This is a genomic window from Paenibacillus xinjiangensis, assembly GCF_059686975.1.
The window spans coordinates 127,610-152,123 of sequence record NZ_JCAALS010000003.1; the positions used below are offsets into that span (position 1 = coordinate 127,610).

Annotated in this window: 22 protein-coding genes; all 22 read left to right on the forward strand. The window is 46.1% G+C overall.

Annotated elements, in window-relative coordinates; all coding sequences use genetic code 11:
• Positions 1–27 precede the first annotated feature (27 nt).
• The 22 genes from AC6ESP_RS04590 to AC6ESP_RS04695 all read left to right on the forward strand — a co-directional run bounded on the left by AC6ESP_RS04590 (position 28) and on the right by AC6ESP_RS04695 (position 24,392).
• Positions 28–975, forward strand: a complete 948-nt coding sequence (locus AC6ESP_RS04590; RefSeq protein ID WP_497095505.1) for a bifunctional riboflavin kinase/FAD synthetase — start codon at positions 28–30, stop codon at positions 973–975.
• A gap of 165 nt (positions 976–1,140) precedes the next feature.
• The gene (gene rpsO / locus AC6ESP_RS04595; protein ID WP_497095506.1) at positions 1,141–1,410 is read left to right on the forward strand and encodes a 30S ribosomal protein S15; all 270 of its coding nucleotides are present in this window, start codon (positions 1,141–1,143) and stop codon (positions 1,408–1,410) included.
• A gap of 279 nt (positions 1,411–1,689) precedes the next feature.
• Positions 1,690–3,765 carry a polyribonucleotide nucleotidyltransferase gene (gene pnp / locus AC6ESP_RS04600; protein ID WP_497095624.1) on the forward strand — a complete coding sequence of 692 codons (2,076 nt, stop codon included), beginning with the start codon at positions 1,690–1,692 and terminating at the stop codon, positions 3,763–3,765.
• A 167-nt stretch (positions 3,766–3,932) separates the two neighbouring features.
• Positions 3,933–4,943 carry a polysaccharide deacetylase family protein gene (locus AC6ESP_RS04605; RefSeq protein ID WP_497095507.1) on the forward strand — a complete coding sequence of 337 codons (1,011 nt, stop codon included), beginning with the start codon at positions 3,933–3,935 and terminating at the stop codon, positions 4,941–4,943.
• Between the two features lie 42 nt (positions 4,944–4,985).
• The gene (locus AC6ESP_RS04610) at positions 4,986–6,251 is read left to right on the forward strand and encodes a M16 family metallopeptidase (RefSeq protein ID WP_497095508.1); all 1,266 of its coding nucleotides are present in this window, start codon (positions 4,986–4,988) and stop codon (positions 6,249–6,251) included.
• Entirely contained in the window at positions 6,232–6,675 is a 444-nt protein-coding gene (gene dut, locus AC6ESP_RS04615; RefSeq protein WP_497095509.1) for a dUTP diphosphatase, read from the forward strand. Before AC6ESP_RS04610 ends, dut begins: the two co-directional genes overlap by 20 nt.
• A gap of 837 nt (positions 6,676–7,512) precedes the next feature.
• Complete coding sequence (gene dpsA / locus AC6ESP_RS04620) at positions 7,513–8,412, forward strand: dipicolinate synthase subunit DpsA (RefSeq protein WP_497095510.1); 900 nt, start codon at positions 7,513–7,515, stop codon at positions 8,410–8,412.
• Positions 8,409–9,002, forward strand: coding sequence for a dipicolinate synthase subunit B (locus tag AC6ESP_RS04625; protein ID WP_497095511.1), 594 nt, complete (start codon positions 8,409–8,411; stop codon positions 9,000–9,002). Before dpsA ends, AC6ESP_RS04625 begins: the two co-directional genes overlap by 4 nt.
• A 63-nt stretch (positions 9,003–9,065) precedes the next feature.
• A complete protein-coding gene (dapG, locus tag AC6ESP_RS04630; protein ID WP_497095512.1) occupies positions 9,066–10,277 on the forward strand; it encodes an aspartate kinase in 1,212 nt (403 codons plus the stop codon).
• Positions 10,278–10,409: 132 nt separating this feature from the next.
• Entirely contained in the window at positions 10,410–11,282 is an 873-nt protein-coding gene (dapA, locus tag AC6ESP_RS04635; protein ID WP_497095513.1) for a 4-hydroxy-tetrahydrodipicolinate synthase, read from the forward strand.
• A gap of 344 nt (positions 11,283–11,626) precedes the next feature.
• The gene (locus AC6ESP_RS04640; RefSeq protein ID WP_497095625.1) at positions 11,627–13,288 is read left to right on the forward strand and encodes a ribonuclease J; all 1,662 of its coding nucleotides are present in this window, start codon (positions 11,627–11,629) and stop codon (positions 13,286–13,288) included.
• Between the two features lie 182 nt (positions 13,289–13,470).
• Entirely contained in the window at positions 13,471–14,193 is a 723-nt protein-coding gene (locus tag AC6ESP_RS04645) for a ClpP family protease (RefSeq protein ID WP_497095626.1), read from the forward strand.
• The gene (locus AC6ESP_RS04650) at positions 14,193–14,414 is read left to right on the forward strand and encodes a YlzJ-like family protein (RefSeq protein ID WP_497095514.1); all 222 of its coding nucleotides are present in this window, start codon (positions 14,193–14,195) and stop codon (positions 14,412–14,414) included. Before AC6ESP_RS04645 ends, AC6ESP_RS04650 begins: the two co-directional genes overlap by 1 nt.
• 82 nt (positions 14,415–14,496) lie before the next feature.
• Positions 14,497–17,247, forward strand: a complete 2,751-nt coding sequence (locus tag AC6ESP_RS04655) for an FtsK/SpoIIIE family DNA translocase (protein WP_497095515.1) — start codon at positions 14,497–14,499, stop codon at positions 17,245–17,247.
• A 110-nt stretch (positions 17,248–17,357) separates the two neighbouring features.
• The gene (gene sleB, locus AC6ESP_RS04660; RefSeq protein WP_497095516.1) at positions 17,358–18,149 is read left to right on the forward strand and encodes a spore cortex-lytic enzyme; all 792 of its coding nucleotides are present in this window, start codon (positions 17,358–17,360) and stop codon (positions 18,147–18,149) included.
• Positions 18,150–18,310: 161 nt separating this feature from the next.
• Positions 18,311–19,585, forward strand: coding sequence for an EF-P 5-aminopentanol modification-associated protein YfmF (gene yfmF / locus AC6ESP_RS04665; RefSeq protein WP_497095517.1), 1,275 nt, complete (start codon positions 18,311–18,313; stop codon positions 19,583–19,585).
• Positions 19,586–19,590: 5 nt separating this feature from the next.
• Positions 19,591–20,883, forward strand: a complete 1,293-nt coding sequence (yfmH, locus tag AC6ESP_RS04670) for an EF-P 5-aminopentanol modification-associated protein YfmH (protein ID WP_497095518.1) — start codon at positions 19,591–19,593, stop codon at positions 20,881–20,883.
• Complete coding sequence (gene ymfI, locus AC6ESP_RS04675; protein WP_497095519.1) at positions 20,880–21,626, forward strand: elongation factor P 5-aminopentanone reductase; 747 nt, start codon at positions 20,880–20,882, stop codon at positions 21,624–21,626. Before yfmH ends, ymfI begins: the two co-directional genes overlap by 4 nt.
• Before the next feature lie 97 nt (positions 21,627–21,723).
• Entirely contained in the window at positions 21,724–21,975 is a 252-nt protein-coding gene (locus tag AC6ESP_RS04680) for a DUF3243 domain-containing protein (protein WP_497095520.1), read from the forward strand.
• 174 nt (positions 21,976–22,149) lie between these two features.
• Positions 22,150–22,917, forward strand: coding sequence for a DUF3388 domain-containing protein (locus tag AC6ESP_RS04685; protein WP_497095521.1), 768 nt, complete (start codon positions 22,150–22,152; stop codon positions 22,915–22,917).
• Between the two features lie 18 nt (positions 22,918–22,935).
• The gene (locus AC6ESP_RS04690) at positions 22,936–23,856 is read left to right on the forward strand and encodes a RodZ domain-containing protein (RefSeq protein WP_497095522.1); all 921 of its coding nucleotides are present in this window, start codon (positions 22,936–22,938) and stop codon (positions 23,854–23,856) included.
• 44 nt (positions 23,857–23,900) lie between these two features.
• Positions 23,901–24,392, forward strand: coding sequence for a YajQ family cyclic di-GMP-binding protein (locus AC6ESP_RS04695; protein WP_497095627.1), 492 nt, complete (start codon positions 23,901–23,903; stop codon positions 24,390–24,392).
• Positions 24,393–24,514: the final 122 nt, after the last annotated feature.

Consider the following 24,514-nt stretch of genomic DNA (forward strand, 5'->3'; position numbering starts at 1 on the left):
CTTAGAGGAATTGCAGGTGTATCAGCGTTGGAAATTATTTCACTCAATTATCCCTTGAACGATATACCGGAATCGCTGAAAGGCCAATCCCTTTCTATCGCGATCGGACATTTTGACGGCGTTCATCGGGGACATCAGAATGTCATTAAACAAGCTGTACAGGCAGCCAAGCAGTCAGGCTCCTTATCAGCTGTTATGACTTTTAATCCGCATCCGAAGGAAGTTCTAGGACAAGGAGATCATTACTTCAGCTGCTTAACTCCATTTGATGTTAAGAAAACCTTATTCGAACAATTGGATGTCGATATCGTCTTCGTCATGCAGTTCGATCTAACATTCGCATCTATTATGCCGCAGCAATTCGTTAATGATGTATTACATATCTTGAACGCCAAGCATGTTATTATCGGTTTTGATTTTACCTTTGGTTTCAAGGGACAGGGTAATGCAGAGTTGATGAAGAGTATTGGTCAACCAGATATTGATGTGCAGATCGTGGAACCGCTCTATGAGAATGGAGTGAAGGTCAGCAGCACTTATGTCCGTTCTGGTCTGGAGCAAGGCGATATTGCTCTCGTAACCTCTCTGCTGGGCAGACCTTATGAGGTTGAAGGCATTGTAGTCAGCGGTGATGGAAGAGGCCGTACAATCGGCTTTGCAACAGCTAATATTGATGTGACAGCGCCTTATGTGATGCCTCGTCTAGGTGTATTCGGGATAACAGCTACAGTAAGGGGAGAATCCTATTACGGCGTGTTAAACCACGGTATGAAGCCAACCTTCAATAAAGACGGCATACGTCCCGTAATGGAAGCGCATCTGTTCGATTTCAATCAGGACATTTATGGAGAGACGATTCGTATACAGCTTCATTCTTTTGTTCGCACAGAGAAGAAGTTTGGTTCTGTTGATGAGCTTATAGCACAGATTGCTGCGGATGCGTCTTATGTGAAATCCTTGTTCCACATAGAGTAGTAGAGACTGGCATTTACTTGCCTACACCAATGTGGTATACTTGGATACGTTGTGATTCGGTGCAGAATATTCTGCCCAATGACTACTGGAACCTTAGCTTGGTTGTCCGCTCTCACCGGCGATATCGAGGCTAATGGCGATTATATGTATAGGAGGTGAATTAGGATGGCAATCACTCAAGAGCGTAAACAAGAACTGATTGAAACGCACAAGACTCACGCGAGCGATACGGGATCACCGGAAGTTCAAGTGGCTATCCTGACGGAAAACATCGTTAACTTGACACAGCATTTGCGGGAGCACAAGAAAGATCATCATTCCCGTCGTGGTTTGCTCAAGATGGTAGGTCAACGTCGTAAGCTGTTGGCATACTTGAAAAACAATGATGTTAGACGTTATAGCGCATTGATCGAAAAACTCGGTCTTCGCCGATAGGATCTTTTTAGAAAAGCAACCTGGTTGTCTTGCCGTCCGGGCTACCGGAGCCGGCAGGAACGGGTTGCTTTTTGCAATATCCATAGGTACAGCAGGATATACCGTTGTTTCTGGCGAAAGGTATGTAAGCCAGTGGTATGATAGACAATATAGGATATAGGTGCTGCTGTTCACACCAAGCAGCTATATTTTTTACCGCGAAACGTCGGTTTTCTGTCTCCTAGAAGGATACATACGTTTACGCCTATTAAGGAGGGATTACGTTTGCAAAGAGTCGAAATGATGTTAGGTGGCAGACCGCTTGTTCTTGAAACAGGTCGTTTAGCGAAACAAGCGAATGCTGCTGTAACGGTTACTTATGGAGACACTGTCGTATTATGTACAGTTACAGCCTCTACAGGACCGAAGGATTTGGATTTCTTCCCGCTCACAGTGAACTATGAAGAGCGTATGTATGCAGTTGGCAAAATCCCTGGTGGATTTATTAAACGCGAAGGACGTCCAAGTGAGAAAGCAATCTTGTCCAGCCGTTTGACTGACCGTCCAATTCGTCCATTGTTCCCGGAAGGTTTCCGTAACGATGTTCAGGTTGCCAACATTGTCATGAGCGTAGACCAAGATTGTCCGCCAGAAATTGCTGCAATGATTGGTACTTCAGCTGCACTTAGCATTTCGGATGTTCCATTCAATGGTCCAATCGGCGGTGTTAATGTTGGTCGAGTAAATGGCCAATTCGTTATTAACCCGACACAAGACCAGGAATCTGATATCTTCGTAGTTGTATCCGGAACGAAGGATGCTATTATGATGGTTGAAGCGGAAGCGGATGAAGTGTCAGAAGAAGTTATACTCGAGGCGATCATGTTCGGTCATGACGAGATCAAGAATATCGTCGCAACAATTGAACAGCTTCAAGAGCTTGCTGGCAAGCCGAAGATGGAAGTTAAGCTACATAGCGTTAATGAAGAAGTAAATGCTGCAGTACGCGCATTTGCATCAGAGCGCTTGGTGGAAGCCATTCGCATTCCTGAGAAGCATGCTCGTCAAGATGCAATTGATGAAGCGAATAGCGCAACAGTTGCACATTTCGAAGAAGTATATGCAGAAACGCCAGAGCTTCTTGCCGATGTGAAGGAAGTATTGTATGACATCGTCAAAGAAGAAGTTCGTCGCTTGATTACACATGACAAAATCCGTCCTGATGGCCGCGCATTGGAAGAAATTCGTCCAATTGAATGTGACGTTGCGATTCTTCCACGTACACATGGCTCTGGATTGTTCACACGTGGACAAACTCAAGCACTCAGCATCTGTACATTAGGTGCACTTGGCGATGTTCAGATTCTCGATGGCATTAGCCCCGAAGAATCCAAACGCTTCATGCATCACTACAACTTCCCTCCATTCAGCGTAGGTGAAGCTCGTCCTTTGCGTCCACCAGGCCGCCGCGAGATTGGACATGGTGCTCTTGGCGAACGCGCATTATCCAAAGTCATTCCTTCAGAAGCTGAATTCCCGTATGCGATTCGCCTTGTATCTGAGGTGCTCGAGTCCAATGGATCGACTTCACAAGCAAGTATCTGCGCAAGTACGCTTGCAATGATGGATGCAGGTGTACCGATCAAAGCTCCTGTAGCGGGGATTGCAATGGGTCTGATTAAAGATGGCGACCATTTCTCTATCTTGTCTGATATTCAAGGGATGGAAGATCATCTCGGAGATATGGACTTCAAGGTTGCTGGCACCGCACAAGGGGTAACTGCTATTCAAATGGATATCAAAATCAACGGAATCGACCGCAGCATTTTGTCTCAAGCACTTGAGCAAGCGCGTGAAGGCCGTATGCATATTCTTGGTAAAATGACAGCTGTCATGTCGCAATCGCGTACTAACCTGTCTAAATATGCTCCGAAGATTATGACTCTTCGCATTAACCCGGATAAAATCCGTGACGTTATCGGTTCAGGCGGTAAAATCATCAATAAAATTATTGAAGAAACCGGCGTAAAAATCGATATCGAGCAAGACGGTATGGTATACATTGCTTCATCTAATGAAGAAATGAACCAGAAGGCAAGAGCGATTATCGAAGGTATCGTTAAAGAAGTTGTCATTGGTGAGATTTATCTCGGCACAGTAAAACGAATCGAGAAATTCGGCGCGTTTGTTGAAATTCTGCCGAACAAAGATGGTCTTGTTCACATTTCCCAACTAGCTAATGAACGAGTAGCTAAGGTTGAGGATGTCATTGCAATTGGCGACCAAATTACAGTTAAAGTAACAGAGATTGATCAGCAGGGCCGTATCAACTTGTCCCGTAAAGCTGTTCTTACACCAGAAGTTCCAGCGCAGTAAGGAATAGCTGCTGCGATTCTCTTCATAGAATACCAAGCAAAGAGCCAGATTAGATCTGTCTCTTTTTGTTTTGCATAATCTCGTCCTACTCTTCATACATATGAGCAAAGCGTAACCTGTGTTTGCTGCTTCTTCGCAGCGCTAACCGATGAGTAGGGGCTGGGAGTATGGGGATCCGAAACAAAGTGGTTTGGATTGTAAGCAGTATGATGATGCTATTAGTAATCGTCAGCGTCAATGGCGGAGGAGTGGCCGACTATATTCAAGCTGTCAAAGATGCGAATGAAGTTGCGGCTGAAGCGGCTGGGAGAGCTCCTGCTGCATCTTCGGAACGTCAACAGCTTCGGGTACAGATTGAAGCGGAGGCGAAGCAGCGTTATGTAGCTCCCGTTGATGCGAGGATTGATCGAGTATGGAAAGCAATACCAGGCTACAATGGGCTTGAGGTAGACGTGGACAGGACACTAGAGGCGACTTTAGCTGCGGGTACGGGTGCTCCTATTCAATATGTCTTCAAAGAGGTTCCTCCTAAGATCGGGCTTCAGGATTTAGGACCGCTTCCAACCTATAAAGGAAACCCAGAGAAGAAGATGATTGCGATTATGGTGAATGTAGCATGGGGTAATGAATTTATCCCTTCTATTCTAGACACGTTCGACAAGGAGCAGGTCAAGGCCACCTTTTTTCTCGATGGCTCATGGCTGAAGAAAAACCCAGACGTAGCTAAACAAATTCAAGCGTATGGACATGAAATGTCCAACCATGCTTACTCCCATCCAAATATGAGTGAGCTGGACCGGGTTTCTGCTTCATCGCAAATTTCGAAAACAGAAACGCTGCTTAAGACTACATTGAATGTGGACAACAAGTGGTTTGCTCCACCATCCGGTGATTTCAATGCGATGACCGTTCAAGTGGCTGCAGAGCAAGGCTTAAGAACGGTGCTGTGGACAATAGACACTGTAGACTGGATGAAGCCATCCGCTGATTCGATAGTAAGAAAAATATCATCGAAGCTAGAACCAGGTGCACTCATTCTTATGCATCCTACTGCTCCCTCTAAGGACGCATTGCTTGGAATGATTCGTGAAACGAAGCGCCAAGGCTATGCTCTTGGAACCGTAAGTGAGACTTTGTCTTCTTCACGGATTCCACCTGCTGTTGAGACCGTGCCTTAATTTTGTTATAGTGATATCATTCATGTTACAGGAGGACTACAGGTGAACAAATATACGTTAAGCAACGGATTGCGTGTCGTCGTTGAATATATTCCGACCTTCAGGTCTGTGGCGTTCGGCATTTGGGTGAAGACAGGGTCACGTAATGAAACGCCAGACAATAATGGAATCTCACACTTTGTAGAGCACATGCTGTTCAAAGGCACACAGGACCGCTCGGCGAAGGATATTGCGGATTTATTTGATGGTATCGGAGGCAACGTGAACGCTTTTACATCCAAAGAATATACCTGTTACTTCGCCAAGGTACTCGATCAGCATTTGCCGCTGGCAGTTGATGCTCTATCAGATATGTTCTTCAATTCGCAGCTTGATGCTGCTGAGCTTGCCAAAGAAAAAAATGTCATTTTAGAAGAAATTTCAATGTATGAGGATACGCCGGACGATAAAGTCCATGATGAAGCCTCACGTGCTGCTTATGGGGACCATCCTCTTGCCTATTCCATTCTTGGCTTGGAAGAGCGCTTAACAGCGATGGATTCGGGTGCTCTGCGTGGTTATATGAATGATACATATACAATCGAGAACACGGTAATTAGTGTAGCTGGTCATGTAGAAGAAGGAGCTTTGCTTGAGCTGTTAGAGAAGCATTTTGGCCGCTTCAGCATCAAGGGAGCACCTAGCATCATTGAAGCGCCTAAGTTCAACGGTGATTACATTTTCTATAAGAAAAAAACGGAGCAGAACCATATCTGTCTATCCTTCCCTGGTTGTTCGATTTCAGATCCTCAGCTATATGCGATGATTCTGCTTAATAACGCACTTGGCGGAGGGATGAGCTCCCGACTGTTCCAAGAAATTAGAGAGAAGCGCGGACTTGCTTATTCGGTCTATTCCTATCATACATCCTATGCAGACAGCGGGCTGTTCACGGTGTATGCGGGTACAGCGCCGAAGCAGACGAAGGATGTGCTGGATCTGACGCTTGAGCAGTTGGAGGAGCTATCCGTCAAAGGGTTAGAGGATGTGGAGCTGCACAGAGGCAAAGAGCAGTTGAAAGGAAGCCTTATTCTTAGCCTCGAGAGCACAAGCAGTCGGATGAACCGACTAGGTAAGAATGAGCTAATGCTTGGCCGTCATTACACGCTTGATGAGCTGCTGGAGCGGATCGACAACGTGACGATGGCTGATGTGCAAGAAGTAACGAAGCGTATGCTGTCCGTGCCGTTTGCTGTAGCAATGGTTGGTACGAGCGATAAGCCTGCAGCGCAATTAGGGAGGGATCGTTTTGTATCAAGTATTGTTTAGACGTCTAGAGGGCAATGAGGATATTGTACTGCCTAGCAAAATGTCGGAGTGGGCTGCGGGCTTTGACCTGCAGGCTGCGGTAGCAGAGCCTCTTGTATTAGCACCTGGAGAGCGTAAGCTCGTTCCGACAGGCTTCGCAATGGCTATGCCAGCAGAGCTGGAAGCACAGATCAGACCAAGAAGCGGCCTTGCCTATAAGCATGGTATTACATGCTTGAATTCACCAGGCACGATTGATGCGGATTATCGTGGTGAAGTGAAGGTGCTGCTGATTAACCATGGTCAAGAGCCATTCACCATCACAAGAGGCGAGCGTATCGCTCAAATGCTATTTCAGGTGGTTCCAGCTGTTCAAATCGTTGAGGCTGATGAGCTGCCGGATACGGTTCGTGGTGCGGGCGGCTTTGGGCATACCGGAGTTTAATTGTATTCAGTGTTGGATGTTTTAGGGCATGTGGGAGGGAGGGACAGGGTATCTTCTTACGGCCGCTGTTGTCTGCATTTTTAATGGAACAATTTCCATCGGTAAAAAAATGCAGACAAAGGCGGACGCGCTGCTCCTCCAGAAGATACCCTTTACCCTCTATTCACGGCGCCTAGACTCCAAGAACTTAATAGCGACCAAACTTTGACCGGTATGTTGGAGGTTGAGGGAACGGACTGAGACTTGTTTCAGTCCGTTTTTTTATTTGAGGGAGGGACAGGGTATCTTCTTACGGCCGCTGTTGTCTGAACTTTATCGGAACAATTACCAAAGGTAATATAGTTCAGACAAAGGCGGACGCGCTGCTCCTCCAGAAGATACCCTTTACCCTCTATTCACGGCGCCTAGACTCCAAGAACTTAATAGCAACCAAACTTTGACCGGTATGTTGGAGGTTGAGGGAACGGACTGAGACTTGTTTCAGTCCGTTCTTTTAATTGGGGGAGGGACAGGGTATCTTCTTACGGCCGCTGTTGTCTGCATTTTTAATGGAACAATTTCCATCGGTAAAAAAATGCAGACAAAGGCGGGCGCGCTGCTCCTTCAGAAGATACCCTTTACCCTCTATTCTCACGGCGCCTACACTTCAAGAACTTAATAGCGACCAAACTTTGACCGGTATGTTGGAGGTTGAGGGAACGGACTGAGACTTCGTCTTGGTCCTTTTTTTTGTGTGAATTGTGGACTGAGGCGGATGCCTCGTTCTTTTTTTTCACCCATTATAGGCGCAAGCATAAGATGGTTTATAACTAGTGCGCAGAAAGGAGTGAAGCCTACATGCTAACAGGCGTTCAAGTGCTGCTGCTAGGAGGCGATGCCAGACAGCTCGAAGTGATCCGTAAGCTAACGGAATTGGATGCATCCGTTACGATTTGCGGATTTGAAGGTCTGCATTCATCATTGGATGGGGCACTGCATGCGGAGTTCGATGATCAACTATTTGATAACATCGATGTTTTGCTGCTTCCCGCAGTAGGTACTGACGACCAAGGATTGATAAACGCCGTATTTAGCGATCGCGAAATGAAGCTGCTGGGTGAACACATCGCAAGAATGCCTAAGCATAGCAAAGTATATGCCGGCATGGCTAAGCCATATTTACGCCAATTATGCTCACAGCATGAGATTGGATTAGTGGAGCTATTCGATCGGGATGATGTAGCCATTTACAATTCTATCCCTACAGCTGAGGGTGCCTTAATGATGGCTATTCAGAATACGGATATTACGATTCATGGCTCAACATGTATGGTTCTGGGCTTCGGTAGAACCGGCTTTACGATGGCAAGAACGCTGCAGGGATTAGGTGCTAAAGTGCTTGTTGGAGTGAGGCGCGAAGAGCATTACGCAAGAGCGTCAGAGATGGGTTTTGAGCCGTTTTATACCGATGGAATGCTGCATTATACAGGCAATATTGACTTGCTTTTTAATACAATTCCGACTATGATAGTCACAGCGCAAATTATAGCTAATTTACCTTCGCGAGCCGTCATTATTGACCTTGCTTCCAAGCCAGGCGGGACTGATTTCCGCTTTGCTGAGAAACGAGGGATTAAGGCGATGCTGGCGCCCGGACTCCCCGGTATTGTCGCACCCAAAACAGCTGGACGAATCATAGCCGATTGCTTGACACAGTTGATTATGGACGATTCGATTAAGCGGGGGAATGGGTTATGAATTGGTCTGGACTAACAGTAGGTTATGCTTTGTCAGGTTCGCACTGCACGTTTGCCGAAGTCATGCCTCAAATCCAAAGATTTGTAGATGCAGGTGCGAATGTAGTGCCTATCGTATCTCAGACAATCATGACGACGGATACTCGGTTCGGTACGTCCGAGCAGTGGCAGACGCAGTTGAAAGCGATCACGGGCAATGAAATTATATCGACGATTGTGCAAGCGGAGCCTCTTGGCCCATCGAAGCTGATTGATGTGCTGCTAATTGCTCCGTGTACAGGTAATACAACGAGCAGACTTGCCAATGCAATTACCGATAGTGCAGTGCTTATGGCAGCCAAGGCGCAGATGCGTAATGGAAGGCCCATTGTGCTTGCCATTTCTACTAATGATGGATTAGGGTTGAATGCTGCTAATATTGCAAAATTGTTAGTAGCTAAACATATTTATTTTGTGCCGTTCGGCCAAGATAACCCCGTTCAGAAGCCTAACTCGCTAGTAGCAAGAATGGATCTAGCTATGGAAGCTTGTGAAGCAGCTCTGCAAGGACAGCAGCTGCAGCCAGTCTTAATTGAGCGCTTTAATTATTAACAATTATGATGATTAATAAACGATTGATTACATCTTGGGCTTTATTAACGGAGGAAAGACAGCATGCGCATCCTGGTTCAAAAATTCGGGGGCACTTCACTTTCGACCGATCATGCTAAAAATCATGTAGTAGAACATATTGCGAGAGAGCTTGCAGGCGGATATCGAATCGTCGTCGTCGTATCAGCGATGGGGCGCAAAGGGGATCCTTATGCTACGGATACTCTTCTCCAGCTCATTCGTAATAATGGAGATCGATTACCGCCGCGTGAGCGGGATATGCTGCTTGGCTGCGGTGAAATTATATCAGCTGCGGCTTTATGCAGCTTGCTCTGTTCGAAAGGAATTCCTGCTGTCGTCCTTAATGGAGGGCAAGCAGGAATTTTGACTGATGATCAATATGGCCATGCTCGGATTAAAGAGCTGCGCCCCGATAAACTTCTTGCCCAATTGAGGGAAGAGAAAGTCGTTATTGTAACGGGATTTCAAGGAAGTACAGACAATGGGGATATGACCACTCTTGGAAGAGGGGGCAGCGATACGTCGGCAACGGCAATTGGTGCTGCTCTGCGAGCTGAGATGGTTGATATTTATACAGATGTCAATGGCATTCTGACAGCCGATCCTCGGATCGTTGAAGATGCTAAGCCGCTCTCGGTTGTCAGCTATGCTGAGATATGCAACATGGCTCGTCAAGGCGCCAAGGTTATTCATCCTAGAGCTGTTGAAATCGCACAGCAGGCTAGAATACCAGTTCGAGTACGCTCCACCTTTTCGATCGATGAAGGAACCCTTGTTACAGATAGACCTGAGCTTGTACCTGGTTATGTGAGTGACCGACATGTTACTGGTATTGCACATGTATCAGGTGTGACTCAAATATCTGTACAGGCGATTGAAGGTAAGAATGACGTTCAGCTGCAAGTGTTTCAGACGATGGCTCGCCATCATATAAGTGTGGATTTCATTAATGTAACACCGAGCGGAGCGGTATACACTGTATTTGACCATGATGCAGATCGGGCGGTTGCTGTACTTAGAGAAAGTGGCTATGAGCCAGTAGCTGTTAGAGGCTGTGCCAAGGTGTCAGTTATAGGTGGAGGCATGAATGGTGTTCCCGGTGTAATGGCTCGCATTGTTGAGGCGCTCACGGAGCAAGGAATCATGATTATGCAATCAGCCGATTCCAACACGACGATCTGGGTTCTAGTGAAAGACACGGATATGGCGCTGGCACTTCGTGCGCTTCATGCGAAGTTCGGCTTGCACTTATAATCATGGTATAATAAGTTGAATGTTAACAAAATAGAAGAAGAATGCTTACGAAGTTGGTTTTGCTTCGCAAAACGGAAGAAGAATGCTTACGAAGTTGGTTTTGCTTCGCAAAACCTGTAGGAGGTAGCAAAAATGGATTTTGGAAGATTGATTACTGCAATGGTCACACCATTCGATGCAGACGGTCAGATCGACTGGGATACAACCGGACGATTAATTGATTATTTAATTGACGTACAGTTAAGCGACACTTTAGTCGTATCAGGCACTACGGGTGAATCCCCAACGCTAACGGATGAGGAGAAAACGGAGCTATTCCGTTATTCCGTAGAGCGCGCCGCAGGCCGTTGCAAAATTATTGCTGGCACGGGGAGCAACAACACCGCTCATTCCATCCATTTAACGAAAATCGCTGAAGAGTGCGGTGTTGATGGGGTATTGCTAGTAGCTCCTTACTACAATAAGCCGAATCAAGAAGGGCTGTATCAGCATTTCAAAGCTATTGCTGAGTCAACGAAGCTGCCTGTAATGCTGTATAACGTGCCAGGACGTACGGTTATTAATCTTTCGGTTGAGACGACACTTCGTCTAGCTGCCATTGAGAATGTAGTAGCTACGAAGGACTGTGCATCAGCAGACCAACTAACACAGATTATTGCTGCTGCTCCTGCTGACTTCAAAGTATACAGCGGTGATGATAGTGCTACATTGCCTACGCTTGCAATCGGTGGTCATGGCATAGTAAGTGTAGCCAGTCATATTATCGGTTCTACGATGAAACAAATGATTGGAGCCTATCTAGATGGTGATGTGAAGCAAGCGGCTCAGCTGCATGCAGAGTGTCATCCCGTATTCAAAGGACTATTCGAATGCCCGCATCCGGTTCCTAATCCAGTTGCAGTGAAATATGCGCTTGGACTTCGTGGTCTTTCTGTTGGAGGAGTTCGTCTTCCACTGGTTAATGTTACGGAAGCAGAAGCGGAATTTATCCGTAATTTGGTCTGATATTGATATAACCTTCGAGATACAAGAAGCAGATCTGAGTGACGACTCAGGTCTGTTTTTTTATAGGCTACTGAAGCTTAGCTAAGTCAGATAAATCTGACAATTATTACATTGTTCGTACGAAATCAGCGTATTTCGAATATTTTTTGGACAGGCTACATGTTACATAGCGATAGCGGATTTACTTGTATTCCATCTTTTTCATCATGTATAATGAGTTCAAGTGATTGGGTGCGGAATGTATTGGTAAGAAACAACATAAGCAAGCTGGAATAATTGCTATATTTAACCATTAGATGTGAAGCCATACAAGAGGAGGAAAGCATTTGTCTAAGAAAAACATTATGGATCGACTGCTTGTTTTTGCATTAGGTGGAGTAGGCGAAATTGGAAAAAATATGTATGTCATACAGCATGGCAATGATATTGTAGTTGTCGATGCTGGCTTGAAGTTTCCCGAAGAGGATATGCTTGGTATAGACATTGTCATTCCGGACATTTCTTATTTAAAAGAAAATCGCGATAAGGTACGCGGTATTCTTATTACTCATGGACATGAGGATCATATCGGCGGCTTATCCTATGTATTGAAGCAGCTTAATGTACCTGTATATGCAACTAAGCTAACGCTTGGACTAATTGAAGGCAAACTAAAGGAAGCGGGCTTGTTAGGAGAAACGAAGCGAATTCTCATTGATGCGGATTCTGAAGTTCAACTCGGCTCTATCCGAGCTTCATTCTTCCGTACGAACCACAGCATTCCCGACTCTGTCGGTGTAGCACTGGATACACCAGAAGGTACAGTCGTTCATACAGGGGACTTCAAGTTCGATCATACACCTGTGAATGACCAATATGCTGATCTTCAGCGAATGGCTGAGATAGGCAAACGAGGCGTATTGGCCTTACTGTCAGACAGCACGAATGCTGAACGTCCGGGCTATACACCGTCAGAGCGTAATGTGGGTGAAGAGCTTGAAGATATTTTCCGAAAGTCCACCCAGCGTGTTGTTGTCGCAACGTTCGCATCGAATGTGCATCGTGTTCAGCAGGTTATTAATGCCTCCATTGCAACGAATCGTAAGATCGCTGTCGTAGGCAGAAGCATGGTCAATGTTGTGAATGTAGCTTCCGAGCTAGGTTATTTGAACATTCCTGATGGAATGTTGATTGAGCCAGAGGAAGTTAATAAATTAGCAGCGGATCGTGTTGTTATCTTATGTACCGGAAGCCAAGGAGAGCCCATGTCAGCATTAACCCGGATGGCACGCTCTACCCATCGCAAGGTAGATATTCTTCCGGGCGATACCGTTATTATTGCGGCAACACCAATTCCGGGTAATGAACGTTATGTAGGACGTACGGTCGATGAGTTGTTCAGACTTGGTGCTCATGTTATCTATGGTCCAGGCTCTGTATCAGGTGTTCACGTATCAGGACACGGTAGTCAAGAGGAATTGAAGCTGATGCTTAATCTGATTAAGCCAAAATATTTTATTCCTATTCATGGTGAGTACCGGATGCTTCGTCAGCATGCTCAGCTAGCAGAGTCAGTTGGTATTGAGCGTAGCAACATTTTCGTTATCGATAATGGCGATACCGTTGAATTCCAATCCGGCAAAGCTCGCAAAGGCTCGAAGGTACAAGCTGGAAATGTGCTGATTGATGGTCTGGGAGTCGGTGATGTTGGCAATATCGTGCTTCGTGACCGCAAGCTGCTATCGCAGGACGGCATATTGGTCGTCGTCGTTACACTAAGCAAGCAGGACGGAACAATCGTCTCGGGTCCGGATATTATTTCCCGCGGGTTCGTCTATGTTAGAGAATCCGAAGGTCTATTGGATGAAGCGAATCGCATTGTGACAGCAACGCTCAATAAGCTTATGACGGATAAAGTAAATGAATGGGCTTCATTGAAGACTAGTGTCAAGGATTCGCTAGGTCGCTTCTTATATGAGCAGACACGCCGGCGTCCGATGATCCTTCCTATTATTATGGAAGTGTAGCTTCAAGATTGGCATAAGATCATGCGAACAAGCTAGTTGAGCTTGCCCGCATGATCTTTTTTGTTGCTCTGACACCGTATAAATTCTACCGTCCACCTCATACTATGAGAGCCGTGCGATTCACGGGAGCAAGATAATAAAGCTTGAAATAGAGGAGGATCTCATCCATGTGGACATATTCGATGGAACAGCCTGCACCAGCAGGTGATGATAAGAAAAAAGAAGCAAGCTCAATCGTGGAGACTATTCAACAGCTAGGCCAAACTTCGACGCCTGCTCCTGCGGAATCAAATGTATATTGCATGACGATCATTGGACAGGTTGAAGGTCATATCGTGCTGCCGCCACAGAACAAAACAACCAAATACGAGCATATTATTCCTCAGCTTGTAGCAGCAGAGCAGAATCAAAAAATAGAAGGTGTCCTTATCGTGCTCAATACTGTCGGCGGTGATGTGGAAGCGGGTCTAGCCATCGCTGAGATGATCTCATCCTTGTCTAAGCCAACCGTGACTCTAGTGCTGGGAGGCGGGCATTCCATCGGTGTACCAATCGCAGTTGCAGGTGATATGTCTTTCATAGCAGCGACAGCAACGATGACGATTCATCCCATCAGGCTTAATGGGTTAGTCATTGGGGTTCCTCAGACGTTCGAGTACTTGGATAAAATGCAGGAAAGAGTCGTGCGATTCGTAACGCAGCATTCCAATGTGACAGAAGAAACGTTCAAGGAGCTCATGTTCAAGACAGGTGAGCTCACTAGAGATATTGGTACAACCGTTATCGGTGTAGATGCTGTTAAGCATGGACTTATTGACGCTGTTGGAGGACTAGGAGAAGCGATTAAGGAGCTTAATCGGCGAATTGCCGAAAGAAAACCGAATCCATCGGGGGTGTATAATTGATGACGATCTATACTTCACTACCTATAGAGCTTGTGCTTGATGGGATGAATCGTGAAATGGAGCCTCATCAGGAGGTTTGGGTGAACGGTGTATTCATGCAGGTAGAGCCGGTAGCACCCGGCATGGGCAAGATCGTCAGACTGCTTCAATGTGCGCTGGATGATTATTTGAATCCTAGTCTGGCGCCAGGTTCCATTGTAATGTACGGACAGACGATGTAGATAAAAGTGAAGAGAAGTCCATATGTCCAATAGGAACATTTGTCCACCTATGGTATAATGTTTAACCAGAGGTGACCATAAATTGGCTAAAAAAAGACGAAAAAAGAAATCGATTACCGCAAATTTAAAATATGAAGTGTACGGCATTTTATTAATTACGGTATCCATAATAGCATTGTCGGGAGAGGCAACAGTTGGACGCTCTTTGTCCAAGCTGTTCGGACTATTTCTAGGTAAATTTTATTTTGTATTAGCTTTAATAGGTATTTATGTTGGACTAGTCGTCATGGTGAAGAGGATGTGGCCAAAAGGCTGGTCGAATAAGAAGACCGGAATATTGGTATTCGTGCTTGCTTTGACCTTGTGGAGTTCCATTGCCGAGATTGATCAGAAGCTCAAGGTTATACCGACCGCTGAATTAAGAGGCGGTATGATACTCGATCAATTGAGTACAGATTTACGTAGTGAGCTGTTAACCTTTAATTCTACAGACGACCGGCCATTGAACGAAAGAGCAATTAGTGGCGGGTATCTCGGAGCTATTCAATACTCGATGCTGTTTTCTTTATTCGGCTATGTTGGCGCCAAGCTCATGATGTGGGTGATGATCGCCATATCGATTATGCTCATGACAGGCAAGTCCTATGTTGAGCTTGGACGAACGATTAAGAAGCACACAGTTCACTTCTTTAAGCTTGTCGTAGCGAAGATCTCGAAGCAGAGAGCGCTTCGTGCAGCTTCTTCTGCTGCTCAAGCTAGCAACTGGAGTACAACGAGCAACAATCCGCCTGTATTTGCAGATGACGATACCATTGATGATGATGACGACTATGTTAATGTACCGCCAAGAAAGAAAAAATCATTATTGTTCTCATGGAGACAACAGGATAAGAATGAGCAGCAAGGGAAGCAATCGCCAGCACATGATGAGTGGTCACTGGAAGATGATGATGATTTCTTGCACAATAATCAGACTGCCGGCCCTCATTGGGCGAATGATTGGGATCAAGAATGGGACAAGAATGGCGAGGAGATACCGGTGGAACCCGTCGTAGCGCCTGTTATGGATAGCTCAGATCTTCCACCATGGGAATCAGAGCCAGAGCTGCAGTCATCCTCAGTGCCTAGCAATCCGATTGATTTGCCCGAAGCTTCCGAGCTTGATGAGGAGCCGTGGTCTGAGCCTTGGAGAAACGATGCAGATACACCTGCATTAGAACAGCTGGTTGATACATATGAGCAAGACAGCACATTATACAAGGATGAGGAATTGTTGAAACCAATTGGGCAAGCAGATGATGGTATGGAAGATGACGATACCACAATCAACGAGACTGCAGAAGGGGTTCTAGTTGCTAGTGCTGCCCCTGCAGCTGTAAGTACTCCTGTATCTGGAGAGCCAATTAAGAAACCATATGCATTGCCGCCATTCTCATTGCTGACTAAGCCAAGCTTGCTCGCTAGAGGTGGAGAATCAATGGATTCCATTGATTCTAAGCGTAAGCTGGAAGCGACCCTAGAGAGCTTCGGCGTGAAGGCTACGGTTCTTGATGTTGTACGCGGTCCAGCCGTTACAAGGTATGAGGTGCAGCCTGCGACGGGAGTTAAAGTTAGCCGTATTGTCAGCTTGACGGATGATATTGCTCTTGCTCTTGCTGCGAAGGATATACGTATGGAAGCCCCTATTCCAGGCAAGTCAGCCATTGGCATCGAGGTTCCGAATATGGAGGTGTCCGTCGTTACGATGCGTGAAGTAATGGAGACGCCTGCTTTCCATAACGCGCCTTCGAAGCTGTCTATTGCATTTGGTAGAGACATATCCGGTCAGCCCATCATTGGCAACTTAGCTCGGATGCCCCATTTACTTGTAGCTGGTGCTACCGGCTCAGGTAAATCGGTATGTATCAATGGCATTATTACGAGTATTTTGTACAAGGCCAATCCTGATGAAGTAAAGTTCCTCATGGTTGACCCGAAAATGGTAGAGCTTAACGTCTACAACGGCATTCCTCACCTGCTCGCACCAGTCGTTACGGATCCGCGCCGTGCTTCACTTGCGCTTAAGAAGATTGTTGTCGAGATGGAGAAGCGCTATGAGCTGTTCTCCAAGTCGAGTACACGTAATATAGAAGGCTACAATACGTTAATGAAAGATAATCCAGCTGCTGTGCTGCCTTATATCGTCGTTATTGTTGATGAGCTTGCAGATTTAATGATGGTTGCTGCTAATGATGTGGAGGATTCCATTGCCCGTCTTGCTCAGATGGCCCGTGCTGCAGGCATTCATTTAATCATTGCTACGCAAAGACCATCCGTTGATGTTATAACAGGCGTGATCAAAGCCAATATTCCATCTCGTATCGCGTTCGGTGTATCCTCACAGGTCGATTCACGTACGATACTCGATATGGTTGGTGCGGAGAAGCTGCTAGGTCGAGGCGATATGCTGTTCCTGCCAGTCGGGATGTCTAAGCCGATTCGTGTGCAGGGTGCCTTTTTATCCGATCAGGAAGTGGAGCATCTCGTTGAATATGCCCGCGGCCAAGCGGAAGCGGAATACAAAGAGGATCTTGTGCCCGAAGTGGAAGAGGAGACAGCAGGTAGCGGGGAAATATTGGACGAGCTGTATGATCAAGCGATTCAGATTGTTCTTGAGGCGAAGCAAGCCTCTGTATCGCTACTGCAGCGCAGAATGCGCATAGGCTATACGAGAGCTGCACGATTAATCGACCAGATGGAAGCCCGCAATATTGTTGGTCCTTATGAGGGCAGTAAGCCGAGGGAAGTGCTGATGTCGATGGAGCAGTATCAGGCAAGCCGTATTCCTTCATGATTTATCCGCTCCTGTAAATGCATGCATAGAAGAGGGACTGCTTTCTCATACTAGAGTTAGGTAACGCTGCAAATAGCGAACTAACTTGCAAGAGAAAGGCAGATCCCTAGATGAGAAATCGTATAATTGTAGTGACCTCGGTCATAACGCTGTTGATGTTTGGTTTGTTCTCACTTCAGCAATTCAACAAAGACGCAGTATCCGAAACCTTCAGCAATGCAACGCTTAAGGTCGGTTCTTCAGGTCAGGATGTATACGAGCTGCAAGGAAGGCTCAAATATTTGGGTTACTTTAATGGAAAGATCGATGGACAGTTCGGAGTTAGCACAAAAAACGCAGTCACTTGGTTTCAATGGAAATTCGGAATGAAGTCAGATGGCGTCGTTGGAGCCAAAACCAAGCTTAAGCTCTGGGAAGCTACGAAGAATTGGAAGCCAACGGCTGCAGATTCGGGTCAGGCTAGCACGGGAAGCAATTCCGGCGGTTCAGGCCAGAGTACATCTACTGATGACAGTGATGGGCTCTCCAAATCCAACAAGCTCGGGTTATCAGAGAATGATCTCAAAATTATGGCCAACGCCGTATATGGTGAAGCTCGCGGCGAGCCCTATGAAGGCCAAGTCGCAGTGGCTGCCGTTATCATTACTCGGATGAAGTCGCCTAGCTTCCCTAACACGATCTCAGGCGTTATTTTTCAGCCAGGAGCGTTCACTGCTGTGGCAGACGGACAGATTTGGCTGACGCCAAATGATAACGCTCGCCGTGCAGTTCAAGACGCTATTAATGGATGGGACCCATCAGGCGGCTGTGAATATTACTTCAATCCAGAGACAGCAACCTCCAAATGGATATGGACACGTCCACAAGTGAAAACAATCGGTAAACATATTTTCTGTATGTAATAGAAATGGAAGAAGCAGCCATTCTGCCCTTGTGCAGAGCAGGTTGCTTCTTCCATTTCCTATCGGTTAGAATGGTATAGGACATAGAAAATTGGAATACATTTACTCAGGACTCAGGGTTATGAGCATGCAGCCAATTTACTTGGGAGGAGCAAACGTCAGTGACATTATTTGAGAGAGGGCAGCTTGGGCGAATCAGGCTTCACGTACTGCCAACGAAACGTTTCAAAACGTTCGCCATATCTTTATTCTCAGGAATAAGGCTTCATGAATCCACTGTGACTGAAACGGCATTAATCCCGTTTGTACTGCGCCGTGGTACAGCCTCTACACCAGAAACAAAAGCTTTTCGCGAGCGGCTCGATGATTTGTATGGTGCCGGCTTCGGCTTTGATGTATATAAACGCGGTGATTCCCAGATCGTACAGTTCCGTATGGATGTGATCAACGATCAATTCGTTTCTTCTGATACGCCTTTGTTAGGAGCTTCACTTCAGCTATTGGGAGAAGTAGTAACGGATCCACATACCGAGGACGGTGTCTTCAAACAGAAATATGTTGATGCGGAGAAATCAACGCTGACCAAACGCTTGGAGTCCATCGTTAATGATAAGATCCGTTATGCAGCCGAACGCTGCCTGGAAGAGATGTGTGCGGATGACCCTTACAGGCTTCATCCACTTGGCAAGCTGGAGGATATAGAAGGAATTACTTCAGAATCGTTGTACCGTCAATATCAGCAATGGCTAAGTGAAGCTGCGTTCGATCTATATGTTGTAGGAGATACCTCACTTGAGGAAGTGACAGAATTAGTTAAGAAGTCCTTCCAACAGTCAGAGGGTACGCCATCCGCTTACTCTGTCCCTTCTATTAAACATTCAGTCGCAGAAGTCAAGACGATTGTTGATCGCATGGATGTAAGCCAAGGCAAGCTGAATCTGGGTCTATGGACAGGTGTCGGCTATGGTGAAGACGATTACGCCGCATCCTTAATGTATAACGGAATTCTGGGCGGCTATCCGCATTCCAAGCTTTTCCTTAATGTACGTGAAAAAGAAAGTCTCGCGTATTATGCGGCATCTCGCCTAGACGGACATAAAGGCATTTGTACCATTCAATCAGGCATTGAAATTGCTAATTACGAGCGTGCGGTTACGATTATTAAAGAGCAGCTTGAAAGTATGAAGCAAGGGCAGCTGTCTGAGCTTGAGATGAGTCAGACCAAAGCGATGATTGCTAATCACCTGCGTGAGCTGCAGGATTCAGCTTACGAAATGATTGCATATGACTTCAATACCGTATTGTCTGGAAAAGAAAGAAGTGCACAACAGCTGCTCGATCAGATATTAGCTGTGACGACTGAGGATATTGTTCGGGTGGCGAAGCAGGTACAGCTCGATACGATTTATTATTTACGTGACCGGAAGGAGGCTTAACCGTCATGCAAAAGCTCGAATACAAGGGTGTGCAGGAGACGCTGTATCGCGAAGTGATGGATAACGGTCTGGAGGTCATTGTCTTACCGAAGGAAGGCTTCCAGAAGACGTACGCTACCTTCGCTACCAAATATGGATCTGTAGATAATCGGTTTGCAGTTGGCAATGAACCAATCGTCAAAGTACCGGATGGTATTGCTCATTTTCTAGAGCACAAAATGTTCGAGGAGCCGACAGGCGATATATTTGCTACGTTTGCATCCCAAGGAGCATCCGCTAATGCCTTCACGAGCTTCGATCGTACTGTGTACCTATTCTCGGCTACGGAGCAAATACCGGCTAATCTAGAGACGCTGATTGACTTTGTGCAGAATCCTTATTTCACAGATGCTAATGTGGAGAAGGAAAAAGGCATTATCGAGCAGGAGATCAATATGTACAAGGATAACGCGGACTGGCGTGTATACTTTGGCTTAATAGATGCGATGTATCATAACCATCCCATTCACATCGACATTGCGGGGACTGTCGAATCCATCTATCAGATCGACAAAGAAACGCTATACCGCTGTTACGAAACCTTCTATCATCCGTCCAATATGCTGCTCTTTGTCGTCGGGGGAGTGAAGGCTGAAGAGGTGTTCGAGCTGGTAAGAGCTAACCAAGCGCGTAAAAACTTCGAACCGCAAGGGGAAATAAGCAGATACTTCGAGCAGGAGCCAACTGCTGTGAAAATTCCGCGCAAGGTAACACAGCTGCCCGTATCACTTCCTAAAGTGATGTTCGGGTTCAAGGAGAAGAAGGTTGGACTCACGCCGGAGCAGCTGCTCAAGCAGGAAGTAACTACCAAGCTTATGCTTGATTCTTTGTTCGGGGCAAGCTCCGCGCTGTATCAAGATTTATATGAAGAAAATTTAATTTCCGATTCGTTCGGACAAGAATTTAATTCAAGCACAGATTATGCGTTCTCTGTTATGGGCGGTGACACTCCTAATCCAGATGAACTATTGGCAAGGGTGAAGACGGCTATTGAAGAAGCGCTGCGTACAGGGATTGAGCCAGCAGCCTTCGAGCGCTCCAAACGCAAAAAAATCGGTGGTTACTTGCGTATGCTTAACTCCCCAGAAGCAATTGCTGGTGATTTCACCCGCTATCGGTTCCGCGACAGTGATATGTTCGACGTTCTTCCGCTATATGAAAGCTGTACACTCGAACAGGTCAATGAACGGCTGAGGGAGCATTTTGATTATACGCAGCTTGCTGTCTCCATCGTTGAGAAGCCAACAGCAACAGCATGAAAACTCTGAAGCAAATGACGGTATTAATTACAGGGGGAAGCCGTGGTATCGGCGCTGCGATTGCGCAGCGCTTTGCTGCAGAAGGAGTTAATATCGTCATTCATTATTTGGAGTCTCATGAGGCTGCTAATACAACGGCCCGCGCCTGTATGCGTCTGGGAGCTAATGTTCTAACGATTACAGCGGATTTGCGTTCACGTGAGCAGTTAATTCGTATGCGTGAGAAGCTGGAGGCCCATAACATGCTTCCAGATATTCTAGTTAACAACGGCGGGATCTCCCATTATGGCATGCTTATGGATGTAACTGAGCAAGAGTGGGATGATGTCATGGCTGTTAATTTAAAAGGCATGTTCCTGTGCAGTCAGCTGTTCATGCCGCATATGATTGCGAACCGATTCGGGCGCATTATTAATGTGTCCTCGATATGGGGGATGTCAGGTGCATCCTGCGAGGTATTGTATTCAACGACGAAGGGCGGCATGAACGCTTTTACCAAAGCGCTGGCCAAGGAGCTTGCTCCATCTGGTGTTACAGTTAATGCTGTTGCTCCAGGCGCTGTAGATACGATGATGATGAACGGCTTCGACGAAGAGGAGAAAGCGGCGTTAGCACAAGAAATTCCGCTAGGACGCTTCGGTCAGCCGGATGAGGTTGCGTCGCTCGTATATTTCTTAGCATTACCGGAATCATCTTACATAACCGGTCAAGTCATCAGCCCCAACGGAGGGTGGCATACTTAGTCCAGTAACAGGAAAAGCATACCGGAATAAAAGGATCGGGTTTGACACAGAATAACGACTGTTGATTATTCTTCACACAATCAGGAGGCGAAGAGACATGTCAACCGTCCTATCTAATTTTGAAACATGGAAGCATTTCTTGGCGGATCGAGTAGAGCACGCGAAGAAAATGGGAATGCCTGAAGATACCATCTCGAAGCTTGCTTATGAGATTGGCTCTTTCCTCGATGAAAAAGTTGATCCCAAAAATGAGCAGGAGCGAGTGCTCAAGGAATTGTGGGATGTCGGAGATGAATCCGAAAGACAGGCGATGGCCGGATTAATGGTCAAGCTTGTACAGCATTCCTAATCAGCAACAGGTATGAAAAGCATTGCAGAAAAGCCTCCCGACAGGAGGCTTTTCTGCAATGTTCCCAAAGAGGTTGCAGGATTGTGACGAAAATTGTAGAATAAGCTTTTATAGATGGGCTGACAGGATTCATTGCGTATTGTAGACATCAAAAGGCTTGGGACGGTGGCAGGAATGGAATCAAAGCAGTGGTACATGGAGTACAAAATACATAAGAACAGACCTGGATTACTTGGTGATATCGCTTCCTTGCTAGGTATGCTTGAAGTGAATATCATGACGATTAACGGTGTAGAAGACCGGACACGCGGTATGCTGCTGCAGACCGATGACGAAGAGAAAATTGTTCTGCTTGGAAAAATGCTGCAAAAGGTGGATAACATCACTGTTAACAAGCTTCGCACACCTACAATTGTAGATATACTAGCGGTTAGACATGGCAGATATATCGAACGTGATTCCGATGATCGCAAAACCTTCCGATTCACTAGGGATGAGCTAGGTATATTGGTTGATTTTCTTGGTGAGGTGTTTAAACGTGAGGGCAATCAGGTTATAGGTTTACGTGGAATGCCGCGAGTAGGGAAGACAGAATCGATTATCGCTGGCAGTGTGTGCTCGAACAAGCGGTGGACCTTTGTGTCTTCAACGCTGCTTCGTCAGACAGTAAGAAGCCAGCTGTCAGAGGAAGAAATGAACGAGAACAACATTTTTATCATTGATGGTATCGTTAGCACGATTCGTTCCAATGAGAAGCATTATTCACTGCTGCAGGAAATTATGGCAATGAAATCGACCAAAGTCATTGAGCACCCGGATATTTTTATTAAGGAATCTCAGTATGATTACAGCCATTTTGACATCATCATTGAACTGCGTAACACACCTGATGAGGAAATATCATACGAATCATTCACGGCAAACTATACGGACGATTTCTAATGGAGAGGAGACAAGCACATGTCTGATTTGGGAGCATTGCTTCGTAAAGCAAGGGAAGAGCATGGCTTATCGCTTGAAGATGTACAAGAAATAACCAAAATCCGCAAACGCTATCTGGAAGCCATTGAGAGCGGAGACCACAGCGTTCTGCCAGGCACGTTTTATTTGAGAGCTTTCGTTAAAAATTATTGTGAAGCCGTTGGACTTGATCCGGACGAAGTCCTTCGCTTATATCAGCATGAAGTCCCTGCGTCAGTCACAGATCAGATTGTAGAGCCAGTAACCGCGAGGCCTCCACGACGTGTGCAGTCGCAATCATCCGAGAGAATGAGCAAGCTAGGCTTCAATGTGATGATGTGGTCGTTTCTCATTCTGATCGTTGTAGTCGTATGGGTGTTTTTCGTTAGCAAACCGAATAGTGATCCGAAAGAAACTGATAACACTAAAATTACGGATCAAGCGTCACCTCCGCCAGTTGCTACGAATGATCCAGCAGCAACAGGATCGACTGGAGGAACAACGCCAAGCGCAACCCCAACACCTGAGCCTGTTCAAGAGACAGCGACAGTCACTTTTGCAACGAAAAAAGGCAAGGTCGATCATTATGATATTGGACCTGCAGGCAGCCTTCATAAGCTGGAGATCAAGGTAACTGGGGGCACAAGCTGGACGGAAGTCCGGACAGGAAGCTTCGAGGGGAAAGCTTTGTTATCTGAGAATGTGGTGGACGGAACGGTTCTTTCCTATGATCTGGATCAACCGTTGTATATTAACGTTGGACGTGCGGATTTAATTACTATTTCGGTGGATGGCGTTGCCGTGCCGGATGGTGATAGAGCTGGCTCCAAAAAAATCCAGCTGAATCCTATTGCAGGAGACTCAGCTACTGAAACACCAATCTCGACTCCTACTCTTACGCCTACACCGGCTAATCAATAGGGGAGCGAATTCGAGGTAATTATTAATGTTAGGAGTGTATCGTAATTATGTCTGAAAGTGCATTTGATATTGTATCCAAGGTAGATATGCAAGAGCTTAACAATGCGATTCAGCAGGCGGAGCGGGAGATAGAGACGAGATTTGACTTCAAAGGAAGCAAGAGCAGTATTGCTCTTGAGAAGGAAGAGCTCGTTATCATCTCCGATGATGAATTCAAATTAAACAGTGTAATTGATATTCTGCAATCCAAAATGATGAAGCGTGGCGTCCCCATCAAAAACCTTGATTATGGCAAAATAGAGTCTGCGTCGGCACATACCGTTCGTCAGCGTATTAAGCTTAGACAGGGGATTGATCAGGAGCACTCCAAGAAGATCAACATTCTGATTCGCGACTCTAAGCTGAAGGTGAAGAGTCAGATACAGGGCGATCAGATTCGGGTAACAGGCAAAAGCCGTGATGATCTGCAAGCTGTTATGGCGCTTCTTCGGGGAGCCGACCTTAAGGTTGAGCTTCAATTCACGAATTACCGTTAGGCATACACTTAAAGTATTCCTTATTGTCTATCTTCCATTACCTCATTTTGACACAAGTATGGGCTTGTATTATACTGTTACAGATGGATTTATGGATACGATCTGGGGGACATACAGATGAC